General features: G+C 64.3%; 29 protein-coding genes. 12 read left to right on the forward strand and 17 right to left on the reverse strand.

The features are described from left to right. The first annotated feature begins 38 nt into the window (after nt 1-38). Both rplM and rpsI read left to right on the forward strand, forming a co-directional pair. Nucleotides 39-518, forward strand: a complete 480-nt coding sequence (gene rplM, locus BUA05_RS11740; protein WP_072675204.1) for a 50S ribosomal protein L13 — start codon at nt 39-41, stop codon at nt 516-518. Further along, on the forward strand, nt 518-1,057 hold the full coding sequence (gene rpsI / locus BUA05_RS11745; RefSeq protein ID WP_072675205.1) for a 30S ribosomal protein S9: 540 nt from the start codon (nt 518-520) through the stop codon (nt 1,055-1,057). Before rplM ends, rpsI begins: the two co-directional genes overlap by 1 nt. A gap of 86 nt (nt 1,058-1,143) precedes the next feature. Here rpsI and BUA05_RS11750 read toward each other — a convergent pair whose 3' ends face one another. The 3 genes from BUA05_RS11750 to BUA05_RS11760 form a co-directional block, all read right to left on the reverse strand. After that, nucleotides 1,144-1,341, reverse strand: a complete 198-nt coding sequence (locus tag BUA05_RS11750; RefSeq protein WP_072675206.1) for a hypothetical protein — start codon at nt 1,339-1,341, stop codon at nt 1,144-1,146. A 160-nt stretch (nt 1,342-1,501) separates the two neighbouring features. Beyond that, the gene (locus BUA05_RS11755) at nt 1,502-2,257 is read right to left on the reverse strand and encodes a metallophosphoesterase family protein (RefSeq protein WP_072675207.1); all 756 of its coding nucleotides are present in this window, start codon (nt 2,255-2,257) and stop codon (nt 1,502-1,504) included. A 7-nt stretch (nt 2,258-2,264) separates the two neighbouring features. Then, nucleotides 2,265-2,537, reverse strand: a complete 273-nt coding sequence (locus BUA05_RS11760; RefSeq protein ID WP_072675208.1) for a hypothetical protein — start codon at nt 2,535-2,537, stop codon at nt 2,265-2,267. Nucleotides 2,538-2,766: 229 nt separating this feature from the next. Between BUA05_RS11760 and BUA05_RS11765 the strand changes: the two genes are divergently transcribed. After that, nucleotides 2,767-3,084 carry a UrcA family protein gene (locus BUA05_RS11765; protein WP_072675209.1) on the forward strand — a complete coding sequence of 106 codons (318 nt, stop codon included), beginning with the start codon at nt 2,767-2,769 and terminating at the stop codon, nt 3,082-3,084. Nucleotides 3,085-3,306: 222 nt separating this feature from the next. Here BUA05_RS11765 and BUA05_RS11770 read toward each other — a convergent pair whose 3' ends face one another. From BUA05_RS11770 to fumC, 3 genes are all read right to left on the reverse strand, one after another. After that, nucleotides 3,307-4,062 carry a LytR/AlgR family response regulator transcription factor gene (locus BUA05_RS11770; protein ID WP_072675210.1) on the reverse strand — a complete coding sequence of 252 codons (756 nt, stop codon included), beginning with the start codon at nt 4,060-4,062 and terminating at the stop codon, nt 3,307-3,309. Further along, the gene (locus BUA05_RS11775) at nt 4,055-5,326 is read right to left on the reverse strand and encodes a sensor histidine kinase (RefSeq protein ID WP_086616570.1); all 1,272 of its coding nucleotides are present in this window, start codon (nt 5,324-5,326) and stop codon (nt 4,055-4,057) included. The genes BUA05_RS11770 and BUA05_RS11775 overlap by 8 nt, the downstream gene beginning before the upstream one ends. A gap of 130 nt (nt 5,327-5,456) precedes the next feature. Then, a complete protein-coding gene (gene fumC / locus BUA05_RS11780) occupies nt 5,457-6,875 on the reverse strand; it encodes a class II fumarate hydratase (RefSeq protein WP_072675280.1) in 1,419 nt (472 codons plus the stop codon). Between the two features lie 216 nt (nt 6,876-7,091). Between fumC and BUA05_RS11785 the strand changes: the two genes are divergently transcribed. Genes BUA05_RS11785 through BUA05_RS11805 form a run of 5 tightly spaced genes read left to right on the forward strand, consistent with a single transcriptional unit; the run spans nt 7,092 to nt 12,438 of the window. Next, nucleotides 7,092-7,739 carry a protein-L-isoaspartate O-methyltransferase family protein gene (locus BUA05_RS11785; protein ID WP_072675212.1) on the forward strand — a complete coding sequence of 216 codons (648 nt, stop codon included), beginning with the start codon at nt 7,092-7,094 and terminating at the stop codon, nt 7,737-7,739. Beyond that, entirely contained in the window at nt 7,736-9,211 is a 1,476-nt protein-coding gene (locus tag BUA05_RS11790; protein WP_072675213.1) for a TolC family outer membrane protein, read from the forward strand. The genes BUA05_RS11785 and BUA05_RS11790 overlap by 4 nt, the downstream gene beginning before the upstream one ends. A 42-nt stretch (nt 9,212-9,253) precedes the next feature. After that, a complete protein-coding gene (locus BUA05_RS11795; RefSeq protein WP_072675214.1) occupies nt 9,254-9,775 on the forward strand; it encodes a DUF2497 domain-containing protein in 522 nt (173 codons plus the stop codon). A gap of 57 nt (nt 9,776-9,832) precedes the next feature. Further along, the gene (locus BUA05_RS11800; protein ID WP_072675215.1) at nt 9,833-12,028 is read left to right on the forward strand and encodes a dipeptidyl-peptidase 5; all 2,196 of its coding nucleotides are present in this window, start codon (nt 9,833-9,835) and stop codon (nt 12,026-12,028) included. Further along, nucleotides 12,025-12,438, forward strand: coding sequence for a (2Fe-2S) ferredoxin domain-containing protein (locus tag BUA05_RS11805; protein ID WP_072675216.1), 414 nt, complete (start codon nt 12,025-12,027; stop codon nt 12,436-12,438). The genes BUA05_RS11800 and BUA05_RS11805 overlap by 4 nt, the downstream gene beginning before the upstream one ends. On the opposite strand, the gene BUA05_RS11810 is transcribed toward BUA05_RS11805, so the two are convergent. Continuing rightward, the gene (locus tag BUA05_RS11810; RefSeq protein ID WP_072675281.1) at nt 12,435-12,746 is read right to left on the reverse strand and encodes a hypothetical protein; all 312 of its coding nucleotides are present in this window, start codon (nt 12,744-12,746) and stop codon (nt 12,435-12,437) included. The two genes, BUA05_RS11805 and BUA05_RS11810, sit on opposite strands and share 4 nt — an antisense overlap. 142 nt (nt 12,747-12,888) lie before the next feature. On the opposite strand from BUA05_RS11810, the gene BUA05_RS11815 reads away from it, so the two are divergent. Genes BUA05_RS11815 through xth form a run of 3 tightly spaced genes read left to right on the forward strand, consistent with a single transcriptional unit; the run spans nt 12,889 to nt 14,525 of the window. Then, entirely contained in the window at nt 12,889-13,320 is a 432-nt protein-coding gene (locus BUA05_RS11815; RefSeq protein ID WP_072675217.1) for a CBS domain-containing protein, read from the forward strand. 39 nt (nt 13,321-13,359) lie between these two features. Next, nucleotides 13,360-13,692: an iron-sulfur cluster insertion protein ErpA gene (erpA, locus tag BUA05_RS11820; RefSeq protein ID WP_072675218.1), complete on the forward strand. Its 333-nt coding sequence runs from the start codon at nt 13,360-13,362 to the stop codon at nt 13,690-13,692. Between the two features lie 38 nt (nt 13,693-13,730). After that, entirely contained in the window at nt 13,731-14,525 is a 795-nt protein-coding gene (xth, locus tag BUA05_RS11825; RefSeq protein ID WP_072675219.1) for an exodeoxyribonuclease III, read from the forward strand. 198 nt (nt 14,526-14,723) lie between these two features. On the opposite strand, the gene BUA05_RS11830 is transcribed toward xth, so the two are convergent. The 10 genes from BUA05_RS11830 to BUA05_RS11875 all read right to left on the reverse strand — a co-directional run bounded on the left by BUA05_RS11830 (nt 14,724) and on the right by BUA05_RS11875 (nt 21,324). Further along, nucleotides 14,724-15,395, reverse strand: coding sequence for a cell wall hydrolase (locus tag BUA05_RS11830; RefSeq protein ID WP_072675220.1), 672 nt, complete (start codon nt 15,393-15,395; stop codon nt 14,724-14,726). A gap of 202 nt (nt 15,396-15,597) precedes the next feature. Next, complete coding sequence (locus BUA05_RS11835; protein ID WP_072675221.1) at nt 15,598-15,930, reverse strand: DUF1491 family protein; 333 nt, start codon at nt 15,928-15,930, stop codon at nt 15,598-15,600. Beyond that, the gene (locus BUA05_RS11840; RefSeq protein WP_072675222.1) at nt 15,927-16,415 is read right to left on the reverse strand and encodes a PaaI family thioesterase; all 489 of its coding nucleotides are present in this window, start codon (nt 16,413-16,415) and stop codon (nt 15,927-15,929) included. Before BUA05_RS11840 ends, BUA05_RS11835 begins: the two co-directional genes overlap by 4 nt. A gap of 18 nt (nt 16,416-16,433) precedes the next feature. Further along, nucleotides 16,434-16,895, reverse strand: coding sequence for a PTS sugar transporter subunit IIA (locus BUA05_RS11845; RefSeq protein WP_072675223.1), 462 nt, complete (start codon nt 16,893-16,895; stop codon nt 16,434-16,436). 157 nt (nt 16,896-17,052) lie between these two features. After that, nucleotides 17,053-17,619, reverse strand: coding sequence for a ribosome hibernation-promoting factor, HPF/YfiA family (gene hpf / locus BUA05_RS11850; RefSeq protein WP_072675224.1), 567 nt, complete (start codon nt 17,617-17,619; stop codon nt 17,053-17,055). A gap of 57 nt (nt 17,620-17,676) precedes the next feature. Further along, nucleotides 17,677-18,372 (reverse strand): DNA polymerase III subunit epsilon, encoded by a 696-nt coding sequence (gene dnaQ / locus BUA05_RS11855; protein WP_072675225.1) that lies wholly within the window; start codon nt 18,370-18,372, stop codon nt 17,677-17,679. Nucleotides 18,373-18,421: 49 nt separating this feature from the next. Continuing rightward, nucleotides 18,422-19,006 (reverse strand): dephospho-CoA kinase, encoded by a 585-nt coding sequence (coaE, locus tag BUA05_RS11860; protein ID WP_072675226.1) that lies wholly within the window; start codon nt 19,004-19,006, stop codon nt 18,422-18,424. Then, complete coding sequence (locus BUA05_RS11865; protein WP_072675227.1) at nt 19,003-19,854, reverse strand: shikimate dehydrogenase family protein; 852 nt, start codon at nt 19,852-19,854, stop codon at nt 19,003-19,005. Before BUA05_RS11865 ends, coaE begins: the two co-directional genes overlap by 4 nt. Then, nucleotides 19,851-20,468, reverse strand: coding sequence for a Maf family protein (locus tag BUA05_RS11870; RefSeq protein ID WP_072675282.1), 618 nt, complete (start codon nt 20,466-20,468; stop codon nt 19,851-19,853). The genes BUA05_RS11865 and BUA05_RS11870 overlap by 4 nt, the downstream gene beginning before the upstream one ends. Before the next feature lie 10 nt (nt 20,469-20,478). Further along, nucleotides 20,479-21,324 carry a pyruvate, water dikinase regulatory protein gene (locus tag BUA05_RS11875; protein WP_072675228.1) on the reverse strand — a complete coding sequence of 282 codons (846 nt, stop codon included), beginning with the start codon at nt 21,322-21,324 and terminating at the stop codon, nt 20,479-20,481. 331 nt (nt 21,325-21,655) lie between these two features. On the opposite strand from BUA05_RS11875, the gene hemE reads away from it, so the two are divergent. Further along, nucleotides 21,656-22,672 carry a uroporphyrinogen decarboxylase gene (hemE, locus tag BUA05_RS11880; protein WP_072675229.1) on the forward strand — a complete coding sequence of 339 codons (1,017 nt, stop codon included), beginning with the start codon at nt 21,656-21,658 and terminating at the stop codon, nt 22,670-22,672. The last annotated feature ends 2 nt before the right edge of the window (nt 22,673-22,674 follow it).

Raw genomic sequence — 22,674 nt, forward strand, 5'->3', positions numbered from 1 at the left:
ATTCCAGAGAAACAGTTTCGAACCAAGGATACACAGCCATGAAGGCGCTCAGCAAGCAGACCCGGTCGATCAAACCGGCCGAGGTCGAGAAGAACTGGCACATCATCGATGCCGATGGCCTCGTCGTCGGGCGGCTCGCCGCGATTGTCGCCAACATCCTGCGCGGCAAGCACAAGCCGAGCTACACCCCGCACGTTGACTGCGGCGATCACGTCATCATCATCAATGTCGAGAAGGTGCGCTTCACCGGCAACAAGATGGGCGGCAAGGTCTATTACAAGCACACCGGCCACCCCGGCGGCATCAAGGAAACCACCCCGGCCAAGGTGCTGGGCGGCAAGTTCCCTGAGCGCGTGCTGGAAAAGGCCGTGGAACGCATGATTCCGCGCGGCCCGCTGGGCCGTGCGCAGATGAAGGCGCTGCACCTCTATGTCGGCACCGAGCATCCGCATGACGGGCAGAAGCCCGCAACGCTCGACGTCGCTTCCATGAACCGCAAGAACAAGGTCACCGCATAATGACCACGGAAAATACTGGCGAGAACACTGGCGAAACCACCACCGTGTCCGATCTTGCCGATCTCAAGGACATTGCCGGCGATGCCCCGCAGGGTGATGCTGCCGAAATCGCCCGCGTTGCCATGCCGCTGCGCGAGCAGGAACTGGACAAGCAGGGCCGCGCCTATGCCACCGGCCGCCGCAAGGATGCGGTCGCCCGTGTGTGGGTCAAGCCCGGCACCGGCAAGATCACCATCAACGGCAAGGACCAGGAAACCTATTTCGCGCGTCCGACCCTGCGGCTGATCATCAACCAGCCCTTCGGCATCACTGATCGCAGCGGGCAGTATGATGTCGTCGCCACGGTGACCGGCGGCGGGCTTTCGGGTCAGGCCGGTGCGGTCAAGCACGGCATCGCTCAGGCGCTGACCAAGTACGAGCCGGCGCTGCGCTCCACCGTCAAGGCCGCCGGCTTCCTCACCCGCGACAGCCGCGTGGTCGAGCGCAAGAAGTACGGCAAGGCCAAGGCCCGCCGCAGCTTCCAGTTCTCGAAGCGTTAAAAATCCGGCCTGTCATCAGGCGGGCATCAGAAAAGGGCGGCTCCTGCAAAGGGGGCCGCCCTTTTCGTATCGGGCCGGGGCGTGGTTCAGCGTTGCAGCAGCAACAACCCCCAGGCAAGACTGCTGCCCGACAGGAAAACCGGCCACGACCAGTAGAACCTGGCATCGGCAAGGGTGATGAGGTGGATCGCCAGCGGCCCGGCACTGGTGCCCTGCGATCCGATCACCAGCCCGATCGTCGCCGAGAGGATCGCGCCGAGCATCAGGGCTTTCAACATGTCCATCTTCGTATCTCCGCCGGAATTGCGACAGGGAAACATCGTCTGAAAACTCGCAAAGCCGGTGTGCCGCCATGCTGCGGCTGGCCCCGGTTGCGGGACAGGTTTGGCCAATAAGGTCTTAACACCGATATTCGCGAAAGGGTTAAGCCAGAGCCCCGTCAGGTTACGCAGGCAAGGGCGCAGCGACCAGCCGCAACTCGCTGTCGATCACCCCGCCCGGCGCGCAGGTGATGACCCGCCACGAGGCCGGTGCGCCGTGGCGCAGCCGGGTCGAAAGCGTGCCCGCCCCGATCATTCGCGCACTATGCCCGGCGCGGGAGCGAACCTCGTCGAAGGGCACATGGACATGGCCTGACAGGATCGCATGCGCGCCCGCAGCCGCAATCCGGGCGAAGGCTTCATCACCGCCGATGGTCGGGTTCTTGCCATCATCACGCGGGCCGAGCAGGGGGTGATGCGCGGTGACGAGGATGGTGCGCGGATCGCCTTCGAGCGTCGCAAGCCGCGCCAGCGTCTCCTCGATCGCGGCGCGCTTGATCACCCCGTCAGACCATGGAATGCGGCGCTGGATCCGCACGGTGGTGCGCAATGGCACCAGCACCACATCGGGCGAGGCAAGTTCGCTCCCCACCGTCTTCCGCAGCCGGTTGTAGCGGCGGAAGGGATCGGTGAAACGCTCCCACGGGTTGTAATAGGGCATGTCGTGATTGCCCGGCTCCAGCACCACCGGCACGCCCAGTGAGGCGAACCATTCGGCCGCGCGGGCATATTCGGAATGCTTGGCGCGCTGGGTCAGATCGCCGGTGCAGATCACTGCGTCGGGACGCTCTTCTGCCACGGCGCGCGCCACGGCATCGAGCGCGGCGCGGTCCTCGACCCCGAAATGCACATCGCTGATATGGAACAGGCGGGTGGTCATCGCAGAATCAGACCTTCCGGTTGAGGATGAGCCATGCGGCCAGCGTGTTGAAGCCGGTGTAGGCGCCATAGGCCCAGACGAACCCGGGCCACCCCTTTTCCGCCAGCAGCAGCGCAAAGAACAGCACGGCGAATTCGGTCACCAGCGCGGCGCGATGGCCGAGCACACGGCTCCGGTGCGGCAGCCGCGCCAGCAGCGGGTGGCCGCTTTCGAACACCGCCCGATTGAGCGCGAAATTGCCCACCCCGAGCACAAAGATCACGATTGTCGGCCATCCCATCTTTGTCACTATGGCGATGCGCCGGTCGATTGGAAACCGCCATTTGTCGGCACCGGCACGGCATCCGTCCGCGCCGCCCCGCGCCGGTCGAGCAGTGGCCGCCGGTTGATCGACCTGTGGCTGATCGGTGGTCGGAACCAGCCTATTGCTTGTGTCGACAGGTCGCCTTGCAACCCCCGGATCGGCACCCCCGCACGATCACAGGCCATCTGTCACTGGAGGATGACCGATGAAGACCCCGACAAAGACCTTTGCAATCGCCGCCGCGCTTGGCCTCGCGTGCACCGCCAATCCTGCCTTCGCCGCCGATACCCAGCCGATGTCCGTCGACGTCAGCGTTGATGGGCTCGATCTTTCGACCACAGCCGGCCAGAAGCTTTTGGAACGCAAGATCGAACAGGCCGCACGCACCGTGTGCCGCGCCAACCACCCCAACACCGGCACCCGCATCATCAGCCAGCAGGCGCGCGCCTGCCTTGCCAAGGCCCGCACCCAGGCCCGCGAACAGATGACCGCTTTGATCGAAGACCGGCGGCGCGGCGGCTGAACCGCGCACTGATCCTGCACCTCTAATACCAGCGCGCCAAGATGCTGACGCATCACGCGCTGGGAATGCTCAAACGCCGAACGGGCTTAACCAATGCTCGATGAGTCAACCTCATCGAGTATTGGTATGACCCCGCGGTGCAGTCGATACGGCCCTAACCCTCACAGTCCCTGGGGTTCGGGCCGTTTTTTGGGCAGCCACCTGCAATGGCGCAACCGCCAGCTAACGACCTGCCATCGCCTTGACCCGTGCAAGATAGGTGCGCCCGATCCGCAGCGCCTCGCCATTCTGCAATTCCACCGACCATACGCCAAGCCCGTCGTGCCGCAGCCCGCGGATATTGTCGCGCCGCAGGATGGTGGAGCGATGGATGCGAATGAACTGTTCAGGATCAAGCCGCGCTTCCAGCCCGGCGATGGTCTGTAATAGCAGGTAGGACCGCGGCGCATCCTCGCCACCGACATGCAGGCGCACATAATCGCGCTCGGCATCGATCTGGTGCACTTCGCTGACCGCAATGCGCAGCAGTTCCGAACGGTGCGGCACCCATAATTCGTCGAGATGACGGCTCGATTTCTGGCGGCGCTGCCCACGGCGGGCAACGGCACGCTCGATCGCACGTTCGAGCCGGTCGGCGGCAACCGGCTTGAGCACGTAGTCGACCGCCTCGCAATCGAACGCCTCGACCGCGAAATGATCATGCGCGGTGACGAAGATCACCACCGGGGCCTGTTCCTGCTCGGCCAGCTTGCGCGCCACGCCCAGCCCGTCAAGCTCGGGCATGGTCATGTCGAGCAGCACCAGATCGGGTTCCAGCTTTTCCGCCAGCCGCAGCGCCGCCGCGCCGTCGCTGGCCGTGCCGATCACCCGCACGCCGGGGATTTCGGCGCAGATCACCTGCACGCGTTCGACCGCCAGCGGTTCGTCGTCGACAATCAGGGTTCTGAGCGCGGTCTGTTCGATGTCGGCATCAGTCATGGCGGGTCGCAAAGCGGGTCAAAGGGATACGGATTTCGGTGCGGTAGCCGCCCGGAACCGGCGCCGAGGTAAAGCCGATATCGGGGCCAAAGCGCGCCTCCAGCCGATCGCGGACATTGGCCAGCCCGATGCCGAACCCGTGGCCCGCACCCTGCGGCACACCGGGGCCATCATCGCTGACGGTGATCAACAGCCGATCAAACTCCTCGCGCGCGGCGACCGTCACCGTGACCGTGCGCGCCACGGCAGAAATCGCATATTTGACCGAGTTTTCGACCAGCGGCTGGAGAATCATGCCCGGCACGCGCGCATTCTCAAGGTCTTCGGGCAGATCGAACACGGACGCCAGCCGCTTGGGAAAACGCACCGCCTCGATATCGAGATAGAGACGCTGAAGGTCGAATTCGTCCTTGAGCGACACGTCGGCGGTCGGTTCATTGGCGAGGCTGTGGCGGTAAAACCGGCTCATCGTCTGGATCATCTTCTCGGCCCGGTCAGCCTTGCCTGTCATCACCAGCGCGGACAGTGAATTCAAGGTGTTGAACAGAAAATGCGGGTTCACCTGATAACGCAAGGAGCGCAATTCAGCGGCCTTGGCGGCAGAGCGGAACTGCTGTTCGCGCCGCTCAGCCGCGCGTGCCTGTACCCCGGCGAGCAGGGCAAAATAGGTCGAAGCCCAGGCCAGCAGCAGGAAGTAACGCCCCAGCGCCACATGGAGCAGCCTGCGCCAGAAATCGGCATAGGTTACCGCCGGGGCAATCAGCACGCTTTCCGAACCAATCACTTCCTCTTGCGCTGTCGCCCCGCTGACACCCGGTGCAGCCGGGCTGATCCGCCGCACCGGCACATCGACCAGCAGGTTGCCGGCTTCGTCGCGGCGCAGGTTGAGATTGTACTTCGCGGCATAGGCCCTTTCCTGGGCCAGCTGGATATCCTCGAACACCCACTGGTTGACCTGCCCGATCCCCAGCGCAACTGGCAGGGCCAGTATGATCGCCGCGGAAATCTTGAGCCATAATGGCTTGCGATCGAACAGGCGCAGCAGCAGCCACAGCAGCATGGTGAAGGCCACCCCCACCCCCGTCACCGCGAAGCGTCGCCAGCCCATTTCGAATTGGAGCCCGAAATCCATCACCAGGCTGCGCACTGTGATGAGCGCGAAATAGGTCGTCCACAGCACCAGCATCGAGACCAGCACCATGCGGAAAGGTACGGTCACGGGGGGGGCGGCAGGGGCCGCTTCGCTCGGTGGTTTGGTCGCCATTATGGAACCCACCGATAACCGCGCCGCCGCGCCAACGCCACCGGCATGGGCGTTTGTCGTCGGTCAGCATCGGGCCTTGGTCGAATGGGGCGCCCCCGATCAGGGCGCCCCGCTTCGTTCAGGTGCAATCCTATGCTCTGGGCTTGATCATGTCGGCCGGCACCACCCACTGGGCGAACTGTTCTTCGGTCAGCAGGCCCAGTTCCAGCGCCGCGGCCTTCAGCGTGGTACCCTCGGCATGGGCTTTCTTGGCGATCTTTGCCGCATTGTCATAGCCGATATGGGGATTGAGCGCGGTCACCAGCATCAGGCTTTCATTGAGCAACTGGTTGATCCGATCCTCGTTGGCTTCGATCCCGACCACGCAATTATCGGTGAAGGCGTGGCTGGCATCGCCAATCAGCTTGATTGACTGCAACACGTTGTAGATCATTACCGGCTTGAACACGTTCAGCTCCAGGTGCCCATGCGTGCCCGCGACCGTCACCGTCATGTGATTGCCGATCACCTGCGCGCAGACCATCGTCATCGCCTCGCACTGGGTCGGATTGACCTTGCCCGGCATGATCGAGGAACCCGGTTCATTAGCAGGCAGGCTGAGTTCGCCAAGACCGCTGCGAGGGCCAGAGCCAAGCAGGCGGATATCATTGGCGATCTTCATCAGGCTGACGGCCAGCACATTCAGCGCGCCGGAAATCTCCACCATCGCATCATGCGCGGCGAGCGCCTCGAACTTGTTGGGTGCGGTGACGAAGGCATGGCCGGTCTCGGCGGCCACCTGGCTCGCAAATTCCTCCGCAAAGCCGACCTTGGCGTTGATCCCGGTGCCCACCGCTGTGCCGCCCTGCGCCAGTTCCAGCACGCGCGGCAAGGTCGCCTGCACGCGGGCAATGCCGTATTCGATCTGCTTGGCGTAACCGGAAAACTCCTGCCCCAGCGTCATCGGGGTGGCATCCTGCAAATGGGTGCGGCCGATCTTGACGATATCGGCAAATTCCCTGGCCTTGTCGTCCAGCGCGCCGTGGAGTTTCCCCAATGCCGGAATGAGGTTGGCAATCGCCTCATGCGCAGCGGCGATGTGCATCGCGGTGGGGAAGGTATCGTTTGATGATTGCCCCATGTTGCAGTGATCATTGGGGTGCACCGGATCCTTGCCGCCCCTGTGGCCGGTCAGGATCTCGTTGGCGCGGCTGGCGATCACCTCGTTGGCGTTCATGTTCGACTGGGTGCCGGAACCCGTCTGCCACACCACCAGCGGGAACTGATCTGCCAGCGTCCCGTCGATCACTTCGCGCGCGGCCTGCACGATGGCTTCGCCCAGCCTGGCATCCAGCACGCCCAGTTTGATGTTGGCGCGCGCGGCGGAAAGCTTCTGAATGCCCAGCGCGCGCACCAGTGCGGGGGGCATTTTCTCGCCGCCGATGGGGAAATTGACGATGCTGCGCTGGGTCTGCGCGCCCCAATGGGCATCCGCCGGAACCGCCACTTCGCCCAGCGAATCCGTTTCGATCCGCGTCTCTCCATACTTGGCCGCGCCATTGCTCGTCATGTCACTCATCGAAGCCACCCTCACGTAAGTCGAATACAATCCCGCTTGATTGCGCGCTCCCCTAAGCACCGGTGGCGAGCGAGGTCAAAGCCCGAAATGACGCGAACAGGCCAACAACGCAAAGACCTTGGAACAAGCGGCTGCCGCGTCTAAGGGCAAGCCGCCAGAGGACTTGACGAACTGTGTTACTGATATAATACAGTTCGCGGAGCAAGAATGACCGACATTACCATGAACCGTGACACCCAAATCTCCCCCGATACGGCCCCGGACACGGCAATCGCCCGACGGGCCATGATCGACAGCCAGTTGCGCACCAGCGGCGTGAACGAGGAATATGTGCTGGCGCGGATGCTGGCCGTCCCGCGCGAAAATTTCCTGCCTGCCGACAAGGCCTCGCAGGCCTATATCGACCGTATGGTTGTGCTGGGCGGCCCGGGTCATGCGGGGGGGCACCTTGCCTCTCCGCTGTTCTACGGCAAGCTGCTGCTGGAAGCCGCGCCCGCCCCCACTGACCGTGTTCTGGTGGTCGAAGGCGGCACCGGCTACCTTGCCGAATTGCTGCGTCCGCTGGTCGCCGCGCTGGAAACCGCCAGCGCAGATGATGCCGCGACGGGCAAACTCGTGCCCGCAGCGCCCTTTAGTCTGATCGTGGTCGACGGTGCGATCGAACGACTGCCCGAAGCACTCACCGCCCACCTCGCCGAAGATGGCCGGATCGTCTCGGGCCTGCTCCTGCGGCAGGTGACCCGGCTCGCCGCCGGGCGCAAGATCGGCGGGCGCGTGGCGCTGCAACCGTTCGAGGATCTTGGCATTCCGGTGCTGCACGCCTTTGCCGCGCGCAAGGGCTGGTCCTTCGCGTGACACGCATTCCAGCCCTGCTTCAGCTGGCCGGTTCGGCAAGCCTGCTGGCAATCAGCGCAATCGCTGCGCCCGCTCAGGCCGACAACCTGCGTGAAGCCCTGGTGGAGGCCTATGGTTCAAACCCGACGCTCGAAGCTGCGCGCGCCAACCAGCGCGCCACCGACGAAGGCGTGCCGATCCAGCGCGCGCCGGGCCTGCCTTCGCTTGATGTCACTGCGACCCATATCGAGTTCATCCGCCAGTCGGCCAACGCTTTCGCCCCGCCGGAACGCAACCTCGGGGTGACGACCGCGCTGCTGGTGCCGGTCTATTCGGGCGGCGCGGTGCGCAACGGGATCGCCGCAGCCAAGGACCGGGTCGAGGCCGGGCAGGCCGATCTGCGCAACACCGAAAGCACCATCTTCGCGCAGGTTGTCGCCGCCTATATGGACGTGCTGCGCACCGAGGCGCTGGCCGCGCTGGCGGCGAACAATGTCGCGGTGCTGCGCACCAATCTCGAGGCGACCAGCGACCGCTTCCAGATCGGCGATGTCACCATCACCGACGTCGCCCAGTCGCGCTCGCGTCTCGCGGTGGCAGAGGGCGATCTGCAACAGGCCGAGGCCAACCTGATCGCTGCGCGTGAAACCTATATCCGCCTGGTCGGGCAGGCGCCGGGCGAACTCGCCCCGCCGCCGCCGCTGCCCGGCCTGCCGGATACGATGGGCGATGCCATCGTCAGCGCGCTGGAAAACAACCCCAACCTCGAAGCCGCCAAGCTGCGCGCCGAGGCTGCGGGTTTCGACACCAAGGTTGCGGGCGCCGGGCGGCTGCCCACCGTCGGCCTGTTCGTCAACGGCCAGTACAGCGATTTCTTCGGCACGCTGGCCAGCAATTTCCCCGGCCTCGTGCAGCGCGAAGTGACAGCCAATGCCGGCGTGCGTGTCACAGTGCCGCTGTTTCAGGGCGGCTTGCCCGCTGCCCGCCAGCGTCAGGCCGGAGCGCGCGAATCGGCCGCGCTCGAAGACGTGATCGCCTCGGAACGCCAGATCATCGCCGAAACCCGTTCGACCTGGTCGAACTGGCAGGCTGCCAATGGCGTCATCAAGAGCGCGCAGGCCGCCGTCGAAGCCGCCGAACTCAGCCTTGAAGGGGTGCGCGCGGAAAATTCCATCGGCAACCGCACGATCATCGAAGTGCTCAATGCCGAACAGGAACTGGTCAGCGCCCGCGCGCAGCTCGTCACCGCGCGGCGCAACGCCTATGTCGCCGGGTTCAATCTGCTGGCTTTGATGGGCAAGGCCGAGGCGCGCGATCTCAATCTCGATATCGAAGGCGTGCTCTACGATCCGACGATCAACGCCCAGCGGGTCAGCGCCAAGATGTGGGACTGGGACCGCGATCCCAAGGCCGAAGCGAAATCGACCAGAACCGTTGACATTCCAGCCCCTGACGCAACAATCGGACCGCAACTTCTGCCCCGCGAAATGTGATTCCCGATTCGGGACAGGCAGGCAGCAGCACGAGGACATGAGATGGGGCAAGAGGGCGAAGCTTCGGTCGAGGAAATCCTCGAATCGATCAAGAAAGTGATCGCGCGCGATAACCGCGCGGGCGCGCTTGAGGCACGGCGCCTTCGTGAACAGGCCGCCGATCAGGCCGACGCCGAAGCCCCGCCCCATGAAACTGCCGAGCGCCCGCGCCAGCATCAGGTGCGCGACGCGGAAGAAGTGCTCGATCTGGCCAACATGGAATTCGCCCCGGATGACGAATCATCCGCGCTACCGATTGAAAACGCGCGCGGTAACCCGGACGAAAGCCCGCTGATCGCGGATACTGTGCGCAGTGCCATGCAGGAAAACCTCGCCGCGCTGGCGATGCTGGCAGAACCGGGGGCCAGGCCGCAGATCGTGCGCTCGGGCGAAACCTCACTGGAAGGCCTGACGCGCGAATTGCTACGCCCGATGCTGGCCCAGTGGCTCGAAGCCCATCTGCCCGCCATGGTCGAAAAACTGGTGCAGGCGGAAATCGCCCGGATCGTCGGCAAGAAAGTCTGAAGGCTGGAAAGTCTGAAGGCTGGCGCCGCGCCGCCACGCAGGCTAATCCTTGCGGCCATGCGTAATCTTGCAGTTTCCGGCGCCCTGATTCCGATCATGCTCGCCGCCGCCCTTTTTGCCGCTCCCTTGGCCGCGCAGGATGCGGCCGGGACAGCGCCCGCCCAAAGCGTGAGCATCCCCGGCCTGTCCGCCCCGCCGATGAGCGCGCGTGACCTTGTCACCATGCCGCGACTGGGTGCGCCAATGGTCAACCCCGCTGGCACGCTGGCGGTCTATGGGGTCACCACCACCGATCCGGAAAGCCTCACGCGCAGCACCGCCCATTACCTGCTCGATCTGACGCAACCGGGCGCAGGGCCGGTGGCGCTCGATCTGGGAATGAAGGCCTCGTCGCTCGCCTTTGGGCCGGGCGGGCGGCTTTATTTCCTCAGCAGCGAACATCCGGAAGCGAACGCCGAAGCGCGCAGCCGCGTGTGGCGGATCAGCATCGACGATGCGGGGCGGATCGGCGCGCCCGAACTGGTCGCCGACACGCCCGGCACCGACATCGCCGGGTTCAAACTGGCGCCGACCGGCGATGCCATCGCACTATGGGGCGAAGTGCCGCGCGAATGCCCGCGATTCGCGTGTCCCGAGGCCACTGCGGCGCACCTGCCGGGGCCGGGCACCGGACGGCTTTATGATGGCGCTGGCGGGTTCTATCGCCATTGGGATCAGTGGGAAACGCCCGGTACCTATAGCCGCGTTTTCGTGTTCGGGCTGGAAAACGGCATGGCGGTGGGCGACGGCGTGCCGGTTGACGGCACCGATCCGGCCAACGGCCTCACCGGCGACACCCCGACCATGCCGTTCGGCGGGGGTGAGGATATCGCCTGGGCGCCCGATGGCGAACATCTCTATTTCGTCGCCCGCAAAGCCGACGGCGCGGAACCGGCCTCGACCAATTTCGACATCTACGTCTCCGACCTTTCGGGCGCTGCGCCGATCCTGCTGACCGCAGGCAACGCAGCAACCGACACCGCGCCGACGCCTTCGCCCAACGGGCGCTATCTTGCATGGCTGGCGATGGACCGGCCAACCTACGAGGCTGATCGCCTGTCGGTGCGGCTGCTCGACCTCGCCACCGGAAAGGCGCGCAACCTGACCGCCGATACCGATCTCAGCTTCGGCAGCCTGACGTGGGAAGCAGACGGCAAAAGCCTGATCGCGACCGCGCAGGAAGTGCTTGATACCCCCGCCTTCCGCATCGATCCGGTGAGCGGCGCAGTGGCCCGGCTCGATCTGATGGCTGGGAACGAGGCGCATATTGCCAATCTCGCCGCGTTGCCGGGGGGGCGGCTGCTGTTCACCCGCGATTCGCTGGGCGCGCCTTCTGAGCTCTATCTCGCCGACGCAGGCCAGCAGGGCCGCCCGCTGACCGATGTCGCGACCACCCGCATGGGAACCATGGCCAGCATTGTCACCCGTCGCTTCAGCTTTGCCGGAGCGAACGGCGACACGGTGTGGGGCCAGATCACCCGGCTGGCCGATCAGACCGGGCCGATCCCGGCGATCCTCTATATCCACGGCGGGCCGCAGGGCAGCTTCAATGATGGCTGGTCGAGCCGCTGGAACCCGCGCGTTGTCGCCAGCCAGGGCTACGCGGTGATCTCGGTCGATTTCCACGGCAGCACCGGATACGGGCAGGCCTTTACCGATGCGATTCGCAGCGACTGGGGCGGCAAGCCGCTGGAAGATTTGCAGAAAGGCCTCACCGCCGCGCTGGCTGCGGATCAGCAGATCGATGGCTCACGGGCCTGCGCGATGGGCGCGAGCTATGGCGGTTACATGGTCAACTGGATCGCCGGGCAATGGGCTGACCGGTTCGATTGCCTGATCCAGCATGATGGCTTGTTCGACATGCGCAGTTTTTACTATTCCACGGAAGAATTGTGGTTTCCGCGCTGGGATTTCGGCGGCTCCTACTCCGAGGCGCGCGAGACTTATGAACGCTGGAACCCGGCCAATCATGTCGATCAATGGAAAACCCCGATGCTGGTGGTCGCCGGGGAGCGCGATTTCCGCGTGCCCTATACGCAAGGCCTGCAAAGCTTCACCGCCTTGCAGGAACGCGGCATCCCGTCGCAATTGCTGGTCTTCCCGGATGAAAACCACTGGGTGCTGGGTCCGAAGAACTCGCTGCAATGGCATAACACCGTGTTCGCATGGCTGGACCGCTGGCTGAAGCAGGAAAAGCCGGAGACGAGCGAATGAGCCGCAAGGAACTGCTTTCGGCCCAGACCTCGCTTGCCAAGCATTACGGCGATCCGGCCAAGGGCACGCAGATCACCCGTCACATCATGCTGTGTTCGGTTTCCGACAAGCAGAAATGCTGTTCGCGCGAGGACGGGGAGGAAGCGTGGAAATTCCTCAAGACCCGGCTCAAGGAACGCGGACTGGTCGGGCCGCAACGCGGGGATGACAGCAACCGCGGTGCGGGGGGCGGCATCCAGCGCAGCAAGGCCGATTGCCTGCAGATCTGCGCGGCGGGGCCGGTCGCGGTCGTGTGGCCGGACGGCGTGTGGTATCACTCGTGCTCGCCCGACGTGCTCGACCGCATCATCGAGGAACATCTGGTCGGCGGCGTCCCGGTGGAAGACTTCAGGCTCCGCCCGCCCGCCTAATCATCCTTGGGCAGCCAGAATTCGTCGCGCCCGGGCAGGCGATTATCGACCGATTCGTCATGACCCGTCCCGTTGGACAGGAAGGCAAGCCCCATCAATCCGCCGCCAAGCAGCATGGTGAGGCTGATTCCCAAGGCCACCGCGATGTAGAAATGCACCGAAATCATACCGTTATAGGCAAACAACAGCCCCATCGCCACCGCCACCACCAGTGTGGTGACCGCCAGCAGCAATTTCATGATCTGGCGATAGCGCGCCCAGGCATGGGCCGCGTTCACAGGATCATCGAGCGGGGATTTGCGCGTCATCGGCCCGACATGGCCCGCACACCGGCGCATTGCAACGCGCAAAGGATGCAAGCCCCGGTTCGCGCCATGCAAGCGCCGCCAGCCACGGATTCGCTTTTTCACCACAGACATGGCACTTTCCCCCCGGAGAGAGGAGTCGGCCATGAACATTGCCAACATCATCGCCCACCGCGCAGGGTCTAACATTATCGCCTGCGACGTTTCGACCCCGGTGGCCGAGGCCGTCGGCATCCTTGCGAGCAAGCGCATCGGCGCCCTACCGGTGCTGCGTGATGGCCGGGTGGCGGGGATCGTGTCGGAACGTGACGTGATCTACCGTCTTGCCGATCATGGGCGCGACTGCCTTGATCTGACGGTCGAACAGATCATGACCTCGCCTGCGGTAACGGTCGAACCATCGACCTCGATCGACGATGCGCTGGCGATGATGACCCGCCGCCGGTTCCGCCACTTTCCGGTGGTCGAGGACGGCAAGCTGGTCGCCTTCATCTCGATCGGCGATCTGGTGAAACACAAGATCGACGAAGTGCAGCACGAGGCCGAAGCGCTGCGCAATTACATTCAGGCGGTCTGAAGGCTTGAGCTTGGCCGCCGGGCACCCTAAATTGCAATCATGACAACCCAGACCCTCACGCTCACCCCGTCCGCCGCACAACGGATCGCGCTGATTGCCGAAAAGCAGGCGCGCCCGGCGATTTTGCGCCTTGCGGTCGAAGGGGGCGGCTGTTCGGGGTTTCAGTACAAGTTCGACCTCGCCGACGCGCCAGAGGGTGACGACATGGTGAGCGAGACCGACGGGGTGAAGCTGGTGGTCGATCCGATGAGCCTCGATCTGATCGCGGGCAGCGTGGTCGATTTCGTCGAATCGCTCGGCGGCGCGGCGTTCAAGGTCGAAAACCCGCAAGCGGCCGCCGGTTGCGGCTGCGGGTCAAGCTTCGGGATTTGAATTAGACCCGCGCGCCGCTTTGGGGCATCAGGGCGCGCATGAAAATCGCCACCTTCAACATCAACGGCATCAAGGCGCGCTTGCCGCGGCTCAAGGAATGGCTTGCCGAAACGCGGCCCGCAGTCGCCTGCCTGCAGGAAATCAAGTCGCAGGATGAAGGCTTCCCCGCTGGCGAGATCGAGGAACTCGGCTACAGCGCGATCTGGCACGGGCAGAAAGCCTTCAACGGGGTCGCCATCCTCGTCGATAGTCAGGCCGGTTACACCATCACCGAAGTGCAGCGCGGGCTCGGCGTCGACGGGCCGAAGGACGGTGAGGGCGAGCAGGCGCGCTATCTCGAAGCGGAAGTGAACGGGGTGCGCATCGCCTGTCTCTACCTGCCCAACGGCAACCCCCAGCCGGGGCCGAAATTCACCTACAAGCTGGCATGGATGGAGGCCTTGCGCGCGCGCATGGCGCAAATCTGGGCCGAAGAGGTCCCCGCCGTGGTGCTCGGCGATTTCAATGTCATCCCCGAAGATGATGACACCTGGTCGGTCAAGGCGATGCAGGACGACGCGCTGATGCAGCCCGAATCGCGCGATGCCTATGCGCGTTTCCTCAATGACGGATGGACTGACGCCCTGCGCACCCACAATCCGCGCGGGGGCGTGTGGACATATTGGGATTATCAGGCCGGCGCATGGCAGCGCGACCACGGCTTCCGGATCGATCACATCCTGCTGTCACCCGAATGCGCCGACCGGCTGGAAAGCGTCGGCGTCGACAAGGCTCATCGCGGGCGCGAAAAGGCCAGCGACCATGCGCCTGTCTGGGTGCGCCTGAAGGCGTGATCCTCGCCGGGTCCTTGTCGCCCTACCGCTGCGCTACTTGAGGGCGGTTTCCCTTCCGGCGCTACTCCCGTTGGCTGTCTCTGATCAGCGCGAAGCGCCGCAAGCCCGGAGTCGAAGCCGAAGGCGCAGACGTGCGAAGCACACCTGCACGGGCGCCCGCAGCGGCGTGGGGGCTTGCCCCCACAGCAGCCGCGAGGATCACCTATAAAAGATATGCGTGTCGATCTGCGCAAGCTTGGTCTTGCGCTGGCTCCAGCCGGGGCGGACATATCTGGCGTGGAAGAACACTGCATCGCCCGCTTCGGATTGCCACATGCCCTGATGCGCAATCTGCGCGATCGCCACGGCGCGACCCCAGGCGGCTGATCCGGTGCGAACCTGCGGCATCCGGGTGCCGCGCATGAAGGAAAACTGCCCCTTCTGGCGCACGACGCCGCAATAGCTCGCCGGGAAGCGATTATCCTCGCTGCGGTTGATGATCACTTGCGCCACCGCCAGCTGGCCCGCCAGCGGCTCGCCGCGCGCCTCGAAATAGACCGCGCCGGCAAGGCAGCGCATGTCATCGCTGAGCAAGGCGGCATCGGCATCGATCATGCCCACCAGTTCGCCAAGCGATCCGGCCTCGGTCAGAACCGGCGCTGCGGGCGCTGGGGGAAGCGGCTGCACCACTTCTTCGGAAATGAACACGGTTGGTTCAGGAACCAGTTCCGTTGCCGGGGCCGGATCGGCCGCACCGGAAAGGGAAAACTGGTCATTGGCCGATGCATCTGCATCCGGGGCCAGAGCCGCAACGCCATCGACGCCGGGAACAGTGACGGTCGCGGCGGCCAGTGCGGCCAGTGCGACAAGGGAAAAAGTCTTGCGACTCATGGACTCTACTATTCGGGCGGTGAGCGCGCTCCGACGCAGGCGGAAACCCTGTGTGAAATTTCACGTGAATGTTAGGGGTTCAAAAAAGCCTGCCGGCCGCTCCCCGTCTGCGTGCTGATCGGACAACCGAATTGTTGCCGCGCCAGCCTGCGCCAGGAAGTTGACGCGCCAAATAGCCATGCGCGCTCCGGCGTCAAGTTAATCACGCAATTTGCGCGATGAACCGTTCCGCATTGGCGATATCCACCTCAATCAGCCAGATATCCGGGTCCTGACGCCGCCGCCGCGTCAGATATTCGGAAAATTCCTGTCTATTTTCAGGGTCTTCGTTTTTTGTAGCAACAAAAGAACGTGAACCGTCAAGCGCGGGCATCCTTTCATAAAGCGTTGATGCTTCCCCGCGATAGGTGGTTACCACGAGCACCGTCCCCGCATCGCGCTCGCCCTTGGCCAGAACCGTGCCGAACCCGCCTTGCGATTCGGCAAGGCGCAGGATCGCACCCGCTTCCAGATGCGCAGGGATGCGGTCGCTCACGGCTCGGCCGTATAGCCCGGCAGGCTGGACAGCGCGATGCGCGAGCGCATGAAGGTGCCGGTGCCACGCCCGATTTCCTCGCCCTCTGCATCCACCAGCCGCGCTTCGGCGACAAACACCCGCCGCCGCCCGCTGACCCAACGCCCCTCGGCTGTGACGGTGCCGGCGCGCACCGGCTTGGTGAAATGCAGGTTGAAACTGGTGGTAAGCAGAAAGCGATCAGTCGCCAGCGTGTTGGCCGCATAGAAGGCCGCATCGTCGAGCATCTTGAAATAGATCGTCCCGTGGGCCGCGCCTGCTGCGTGGTAATCATCGGGCGTGATGGTGAAGCTCAGGCGTGAAAGGCCTTCAGCCGGAATGTGCAGGTGCGAAGCAAACTTGGCGTTGACCGGCGCGGAGGCATAAAGGCGCTCCAGTGCGCGGTAATGGCCCTCGGCCCCAGTGGCGGAGGCCGAAGCGAGGGCGGCATGTTCGGTCGTACTCATGATCTTGGGGCAGGTGCGTCAGGCGGCATCACGTTCAAACTGGTGGGTGAGCAGCGCATAGACCGCCTCGGCATCGGGCGCATCAGCCAGCATCTGCAGCTTAGCTTCGTCACGGGTCAGGCGCGAGATCGCGGCGAGCGCATGCAAATGGGTCGCTCCGGCGTTCTCGGGCGAAACGAGCCCGCACACCAGCGTGACAGGCCGGGCATCGGCAGCCGCGAATTCAAGCGGCTGATCAAGCCGGATCAGCGCCAGCGAAGGGCGCCGCACATTCTTGCTGCGGCAATGCGGAATCGCCACCCCGCGACCGAAACCGGTGCTGCCCAGCGCTTCGCGCGCTTCGAGGTTTTCCAGCAGTTCTTCCCGGTCGAGATCATAGGCATCCGCCAGCAATTGCGCGATGGCCGCCAGCACCCCCGCTTTGCTGTCGATCCGGTCAAACTGGATCGCCTGCGGGGAAAGGGCCAGATTTACATCCATTTTTTGCGAATCCCGAATGAGTATGCCTGCAAGCAGTGCAAGTCCGGCCTGACAGGGTCACGAGGGTTCCTGCCGACCGGGGCGGTGTGCCCTCCTGCTGCTGCCGCCTGAGTCTTGCGCCGGGCGGTCAAAATGCCCCCAATAACCGGCCCGAACCCTATTTCGGCTCAACCCACCCGATCGAGCCATCGGCACGCCGGTAAACCATATTATGCCTGTCGGTACCAGCATTTTTGAAGAACAGCGCGGTGGTGTTCCTGAGATCCATCATCATCACCGCATCCGCCACGCTGGCGGTGGGGATGTCGACCCGGGTCTCGGCAATCACCAAAGGGGCATCGGCGGCCAATTCCTCCTCGTCATCCACTTCGACCGCGAAGATGGTGTAGGCGGCTTCTTCCTCGGCGCGGGAATGGTCGGCCTGCTGGTGGTGATCGGTCAACCGGCGCTTGTAACGGCGCAGCTGCTTGTTGATCTTGGCAACCGCATCATCGAGCGCGAAATGCGCATCCTGCGCCTGTCCCTGCGCCTTGAGCATCAGCCCCTGCATGACATGGGTGATGATGTCGCAGGTAAACGCCCCGCCGGGTGCCTTGCCGAAGGTGACGTGGCTGGACAGCGCCTTGTCGAAATATTTCTCGACCACCGCGCCAAGCCGGTCGGCGGCGTGTTCCTGCAACGCGCTGCCCGTGTCCATCTGATGGCCTGAAACCCGAATATCCATGTCATTGCCCTCCGTTGGGTGATGAGGAACCCGTGATGCGTGGTGCGCGCCGATTCGTCAGCGCGTCCAGATGGCGTTATCGATCCCCGCGATGAAGCTGCGATGCCGCTCCAGCTCCTCGGGCAAGGCGGCGTGGGGGCGGGGCGAGCGCACCGGACGCGTCGGCGCAGGCGCGGCACCAGCGGAAATGGTGGTCTCCACCAAGGTGACGCTCTCCGCCTCGACCAGCCCCAGCCCGATCTGCCGCCCGCCGGTCAGTTCGACATAGACCTGCGCCAGCAATTCGGCATCAAGCAGCGCGCCGTGCTTGACCCGGTGCGAACGATCAATCCCGTAGCGGGTGCACAGCGCATCAAGCGAATTCTTTGCGCCGGGATGTTTCCTGCGGGCGAGCGCAACCGTGTCGACCATGCGATCAAGGCTGATCGCAACGCGGCCGGCGCGTTCAAGCTCGCCATTGAGGAAGCCGAAATCGAACCCGGCGTTGTGCGCCACCAGCGGATCATCGCCGAGAAATTCGAGCAGTTCATCCGCCAGCTCGGCAAAGCGCGGCTTGGTGGCAAGGAAGGCGGCAGACAGGCCGTGCACCCGCTCCGCCTCGATCGGCATGTCGCGGTCGGGGTTGAAATAGGCGTGGAAGGTGCGGCCCGTTTCGACCCGGCCGACCATTTCGATGCAGCCGATTTCCACCATGCGATCACCGGTCCTGGGATCGAGTCCGGTGGTTTCGGTGTCGAAGATAATCTCACGCATTGGCCGCACTATCTGCCCAAGCCATGCCGCTGGCAAGAGCCGCCTTGCATCAAAGTGAAGCAATCAGCGCGACGACCTCAGCGCGGGTTTCTTCAAGCGAGGTGCCGGTGTCGATCACATGGTCGGCGCGGGCGCGTTTTTCCGAATCGTGGAGCTGAAGGCCGCAGATATGTTCGAACTTCTGCTCCGTCATCCCCGGACGGGCGAGCACGCGGGCGCGCTGCACATCCTCGGGGGCGGAGACGACGACGATGACATCCACCGCTTCATGCCCGCCGCGTTCGAACAGCAGCGGGATGTCGAACACCACCGCGCGCTTGTCATGGTGCCCGGCGAGGAAGGCTGCGCGCCTCGCGCCCACCGCCGGGTGGACGATGGCTTCCAATCGGGCCAGCGCGGCCTTGTCGGCAAAGACCTGCTGGCCGAGCCGGTCGCGGTCGACACCCTCAGGCCCGGTCGATCCGGGAAAGGCGGCCTCGATCGCGGGGACAAGCGCGCCGCCTGCCTCCTGCATCGCCCGAACCTCAGCATCCGCGTCGAACACCGGGATGCCGGCGTCGGCAAACATCTGCGCAACGGTCGACTTGCCCATGCCAATGGAACCGGTGAGGCCGATGATTTTGGGTCGTGTCATCGCGTCAGGAGCTCCCGCAATTGGGCATCATGCGCGCGCGGGGCGGGCTGGCCGAAGAATTTTTCGAAGGCGACCGCCGCCTGCCCGATCAGCATCGCAAGCCCATCGATGGTGCGATGTCCGGCATCCCGCGCGCCATGCAGGAAGGGTGTGTCGGGCGGGGCGGTGACGATGTCATAGGCAATGCTGCCGGGCGGCGCATGACTCCAGTCGAAGGCGAGCAGCGGCTGGCCCTGCATCCCGAGGCTGGAGGCATTGACGATGAGGTCAAGGCAGCCTTCGCGGTCGTCGAAGGCGAAATCCGTGGGATCGGCAAAATGGGCGAGGGGGCAGGTGTGATGATCGCCCGCGGGCGCCAGTTCATTGAGCAGCGCCCGCGCCTTGCCCGGATCGCGGCCCGCCACCACCAGCGTGAAGCCTTGGCCCGCCAGCGCAGTGATGATCGCGCGCGCCGCGCCGCCGGTGCCGATGATGCGCGCCATGCGGAAATAATGGGTCTGCGCAAGGTCGGCAGCCAGCGGTTCGAGAAAGCCTGCCGCATCGGTGTTGGTGCCGGCCAGTGCGCCGCCCCCTGTCGGGAGGATCGTGTTGACCGCACCGATTGTATCAGCGGGCGGCGCGATCTTGCCCAGCAGTGGCATCACCGCCTGCTTGTGCGGCATGGTGACATTGCATCCGCGCCAGTCAGGGTCGGTGCGGCGGGTTGCAAGGTAATCGGCCAGCGCCTCGGGCCGAATATGGCAAGCGCGATATTCAGCATCGATCCCCAGCTTTTCGAGCCAGAAATTGTGGATTGCAGGGGATTTCGACTGGGCGATGGGATCGCCGATCACCTCTGCGTAAATCATGCGATCAGCACTCCAGCCTCGCGTAGCGCGCCCAGCAGCGGCAGCAGCGGCATCCCGAGCACGGTAAACTGATCGCCTTCGATATTGTCGAACAGCTGCACCCCCGGCCCCTCGATCCGGAACGCGCCCACGGTGTGACCGATGGCGGGCCATTCGAGGTCGAGATAGGCGGTGATGAAATCTTCCGACAGGTCACGCACATGGAGCCGCGCGATGCTGGCCTGGCTCCATTCGCAGCCCGCCCCCGAACCATCGGCGCGCACCAGCGCGGCGGCGCTGTGCAATTCCATCACGCGGCCTGAGAAAAGGCGCAGGTGCTCGCCCGCTTCATCGCGGCTGCGCGGCTTGTCGAAGCGCTGTCCGGCCGCAACCACCAGCGAATCCGAGCCCAGCACCAGTGCGCCGGGGTGAAGCGCAGCGACTGCCGCCGCCTTGGCGACGGCCAGCGCTTCTGCCACCGCGCCGGGGGCTGCACCCGTCAGCCCAGCCTCCACCGCGCGCTCGTCAATATCGGCAGGCACCGCATCATAGGCCACCCCCGCCGCATCGAGCATTGCCCGGCGCGAGGCGGATTTGCTGGCGAGGATCAAGCGCGGTGCTGTCTCTAGGCTCATATCGGCCACCTCATATCGGTTTGCCCACCCCGCCTTCGCTTGCTGGTTTGCGGTCACGCTCCTGCGCCAGCCGGATGATCGCAGCAGCAGTTTCCTCGATCGAGCGGCGGGTGACATCGATCACCGGCCAGCCATTATCACCGAACATCCGCCGCGCGAATTGCAGCTCGGCCTTGACCCGGTCATTGTCGACATAGGCGGTCTCGGTCGCCTCGTTCAATGACAGCAACCGGTTGCGGCGGATCTGCACCAGCCGTTCGGGCGAGGTGGTGAGGCCAACGATCAGCGGATGGCGCAGCCCGTACAAGGCGGGCGGCGGCGGGCTTTCCACCACCAGCGGGATATTGGCGGTCTTGAACCCGCGATTGGCAAGGTAGATGCTGGTCGGGGTCTTGGACGAGCGCGATACGCCGACGAGGACGATATCGGCCTCTTCCCATTCCTCGTACCCGATCCCGTCATCATGGGCGATGGTGTACTGGATCGCTTCGACCCGCTTGAAGTAATCCTCGTCCATCATGTGCTGGCGGCCGGGGCGGCCATGAGCCTCCTGCCCGAGCTGCGCCTCGAGCGCGGCGGTCACCTGATCGAGCACCGGCACCGCGGGCAGGCCCAGATGGCGGCAATGCTCCTCCAGCCGCTTGCGCGTTTCGGGATTGACCAGGGTATGGAACACCAGCCCTGGATGCGCGGCGAGATCGGGCACGATCCGGTCAAGATGCTGGAGCGATCGCACCATCGGCCAGAAATGGCGGCTGACATCGGGATCGTCGAACTGCGCAAGCGCGGCCTTGGCGATCATTTCCAGCGTCTCGCCGGTTGAATCCGAGACAAGATGCAGGTTGAGTCGATTCATGACGGGGGTTTTCCCGCTCCGGCTAGGGCTGTGGACAGAGCCGCGCATAAACCACGGGAGAGGATGGCGAACAAGCAGGGGAGCAATTTTCCTGCCCGCTGCGGGGCTTTTCCTCGGGGTATTTGCCCACATGGGAGAAGTCTTGTCGACAGGCTGGGAAGAGTGGGGATAAAGCCCGCTTGACGTCGAAGCCTTGCGGATTCGATGGGGGTGATTGGGCTTGTGCAGGCTGGGGGTAATCGGGCAGGAACCGGTAATTCCCGGTATCCACAGGGCCAACAGACTCCATCAATCCTTTTATAAGTTAGATTGTTTTGTTTAAAGGAACGCCATGCCCGGCCCATTGCTCGATACGCTGAAAGGTGTCCGTCAGGACGTTGCCCCCGTGTGGCTGATGCGCCAAGCTGGGCGCTATCTGCCTGAATACCGAGAACTTCGGGCCGAAAAGGGCGGTTTCCTTGAACTGGTTTACGATAGCGAAGCGGCGGCCGAAATCACCGTGCAGCCGATCCGGCGCTTCGCGTTCGACGGCGCGATCCTGTTTTCCGATATCCTGATCGTGCCGCATGCGATGGGGCAGGGGCTGGCCTTCATGGCGGGCGAGGGGCCGAAATTGTCGCCCACCCTGCTGGAAACCGATCTTGCCAGTTTCACTCCCGCGCCCGACCGGTTCGAACCGGTCTATGAAACCGTGCGCCGCACCCGCGCGCTGATCGGGCCTGAGGTGACGATGCTCGGCTTTGCGGGCAGTCCGTGGACCGTGGCGACCTACATGATCGCTGGCGAAGGGTCGAAGGATCAGGGCCCGGCGCGGCTGCTGGCCTATCGCGATCCGGCGCACATGCAGGCGATCATCGATGCGATCATCGAAGTCTCCGTCACCTATCTGCGCGGCCAGATCGATGCAGGGGCCGAAGCGGTGCAATTGTTCGACAGCTGGGCGGGGAGCCTCGCGCCTGACCAGTTTGAACGCTGGGTGGTCGCCCCCAATGCCGTGATCACCGCGCAGCTCAAGGCTTCGCATCCCGATACGCCGGTGATCGGTTTCCCCAAGGGTGCGGGCGCGAAACTGCCCGCCTATGCCCGTGAAACGGGTGTCGACGCGGTTGGGCTGGATGAGACGCTCGATCCGGCCTGGGCGCATGCCAGCCTGCCCGAAGGCATGCCGGTGCAAGGCAATTTCGATCCGCTGCTGCTCGAAGCGGGCGGCCCCGCGGTCGCCCAGCGGGTGCGCGCCATCATCGCGGCCTTCGAAGATCGCCCGCATGTCTTCAACCTTGGTCACGGGATCGGGCAATTCACCCCGATTGCCCATGTCGAGGAACTGCTTGCGGCGCTCAGGGGTTAAGG

It is taken from the genome of Erythrobacter sanguineus (genome assembly GCF_900143235.1).
Lineage (GTDB): Bacteria > Pseudomonadota > Alphaproteobacteria > Sphingomonadales > Sphingomonadaceae > Erythrobacter > Erythrobacter sanguineus.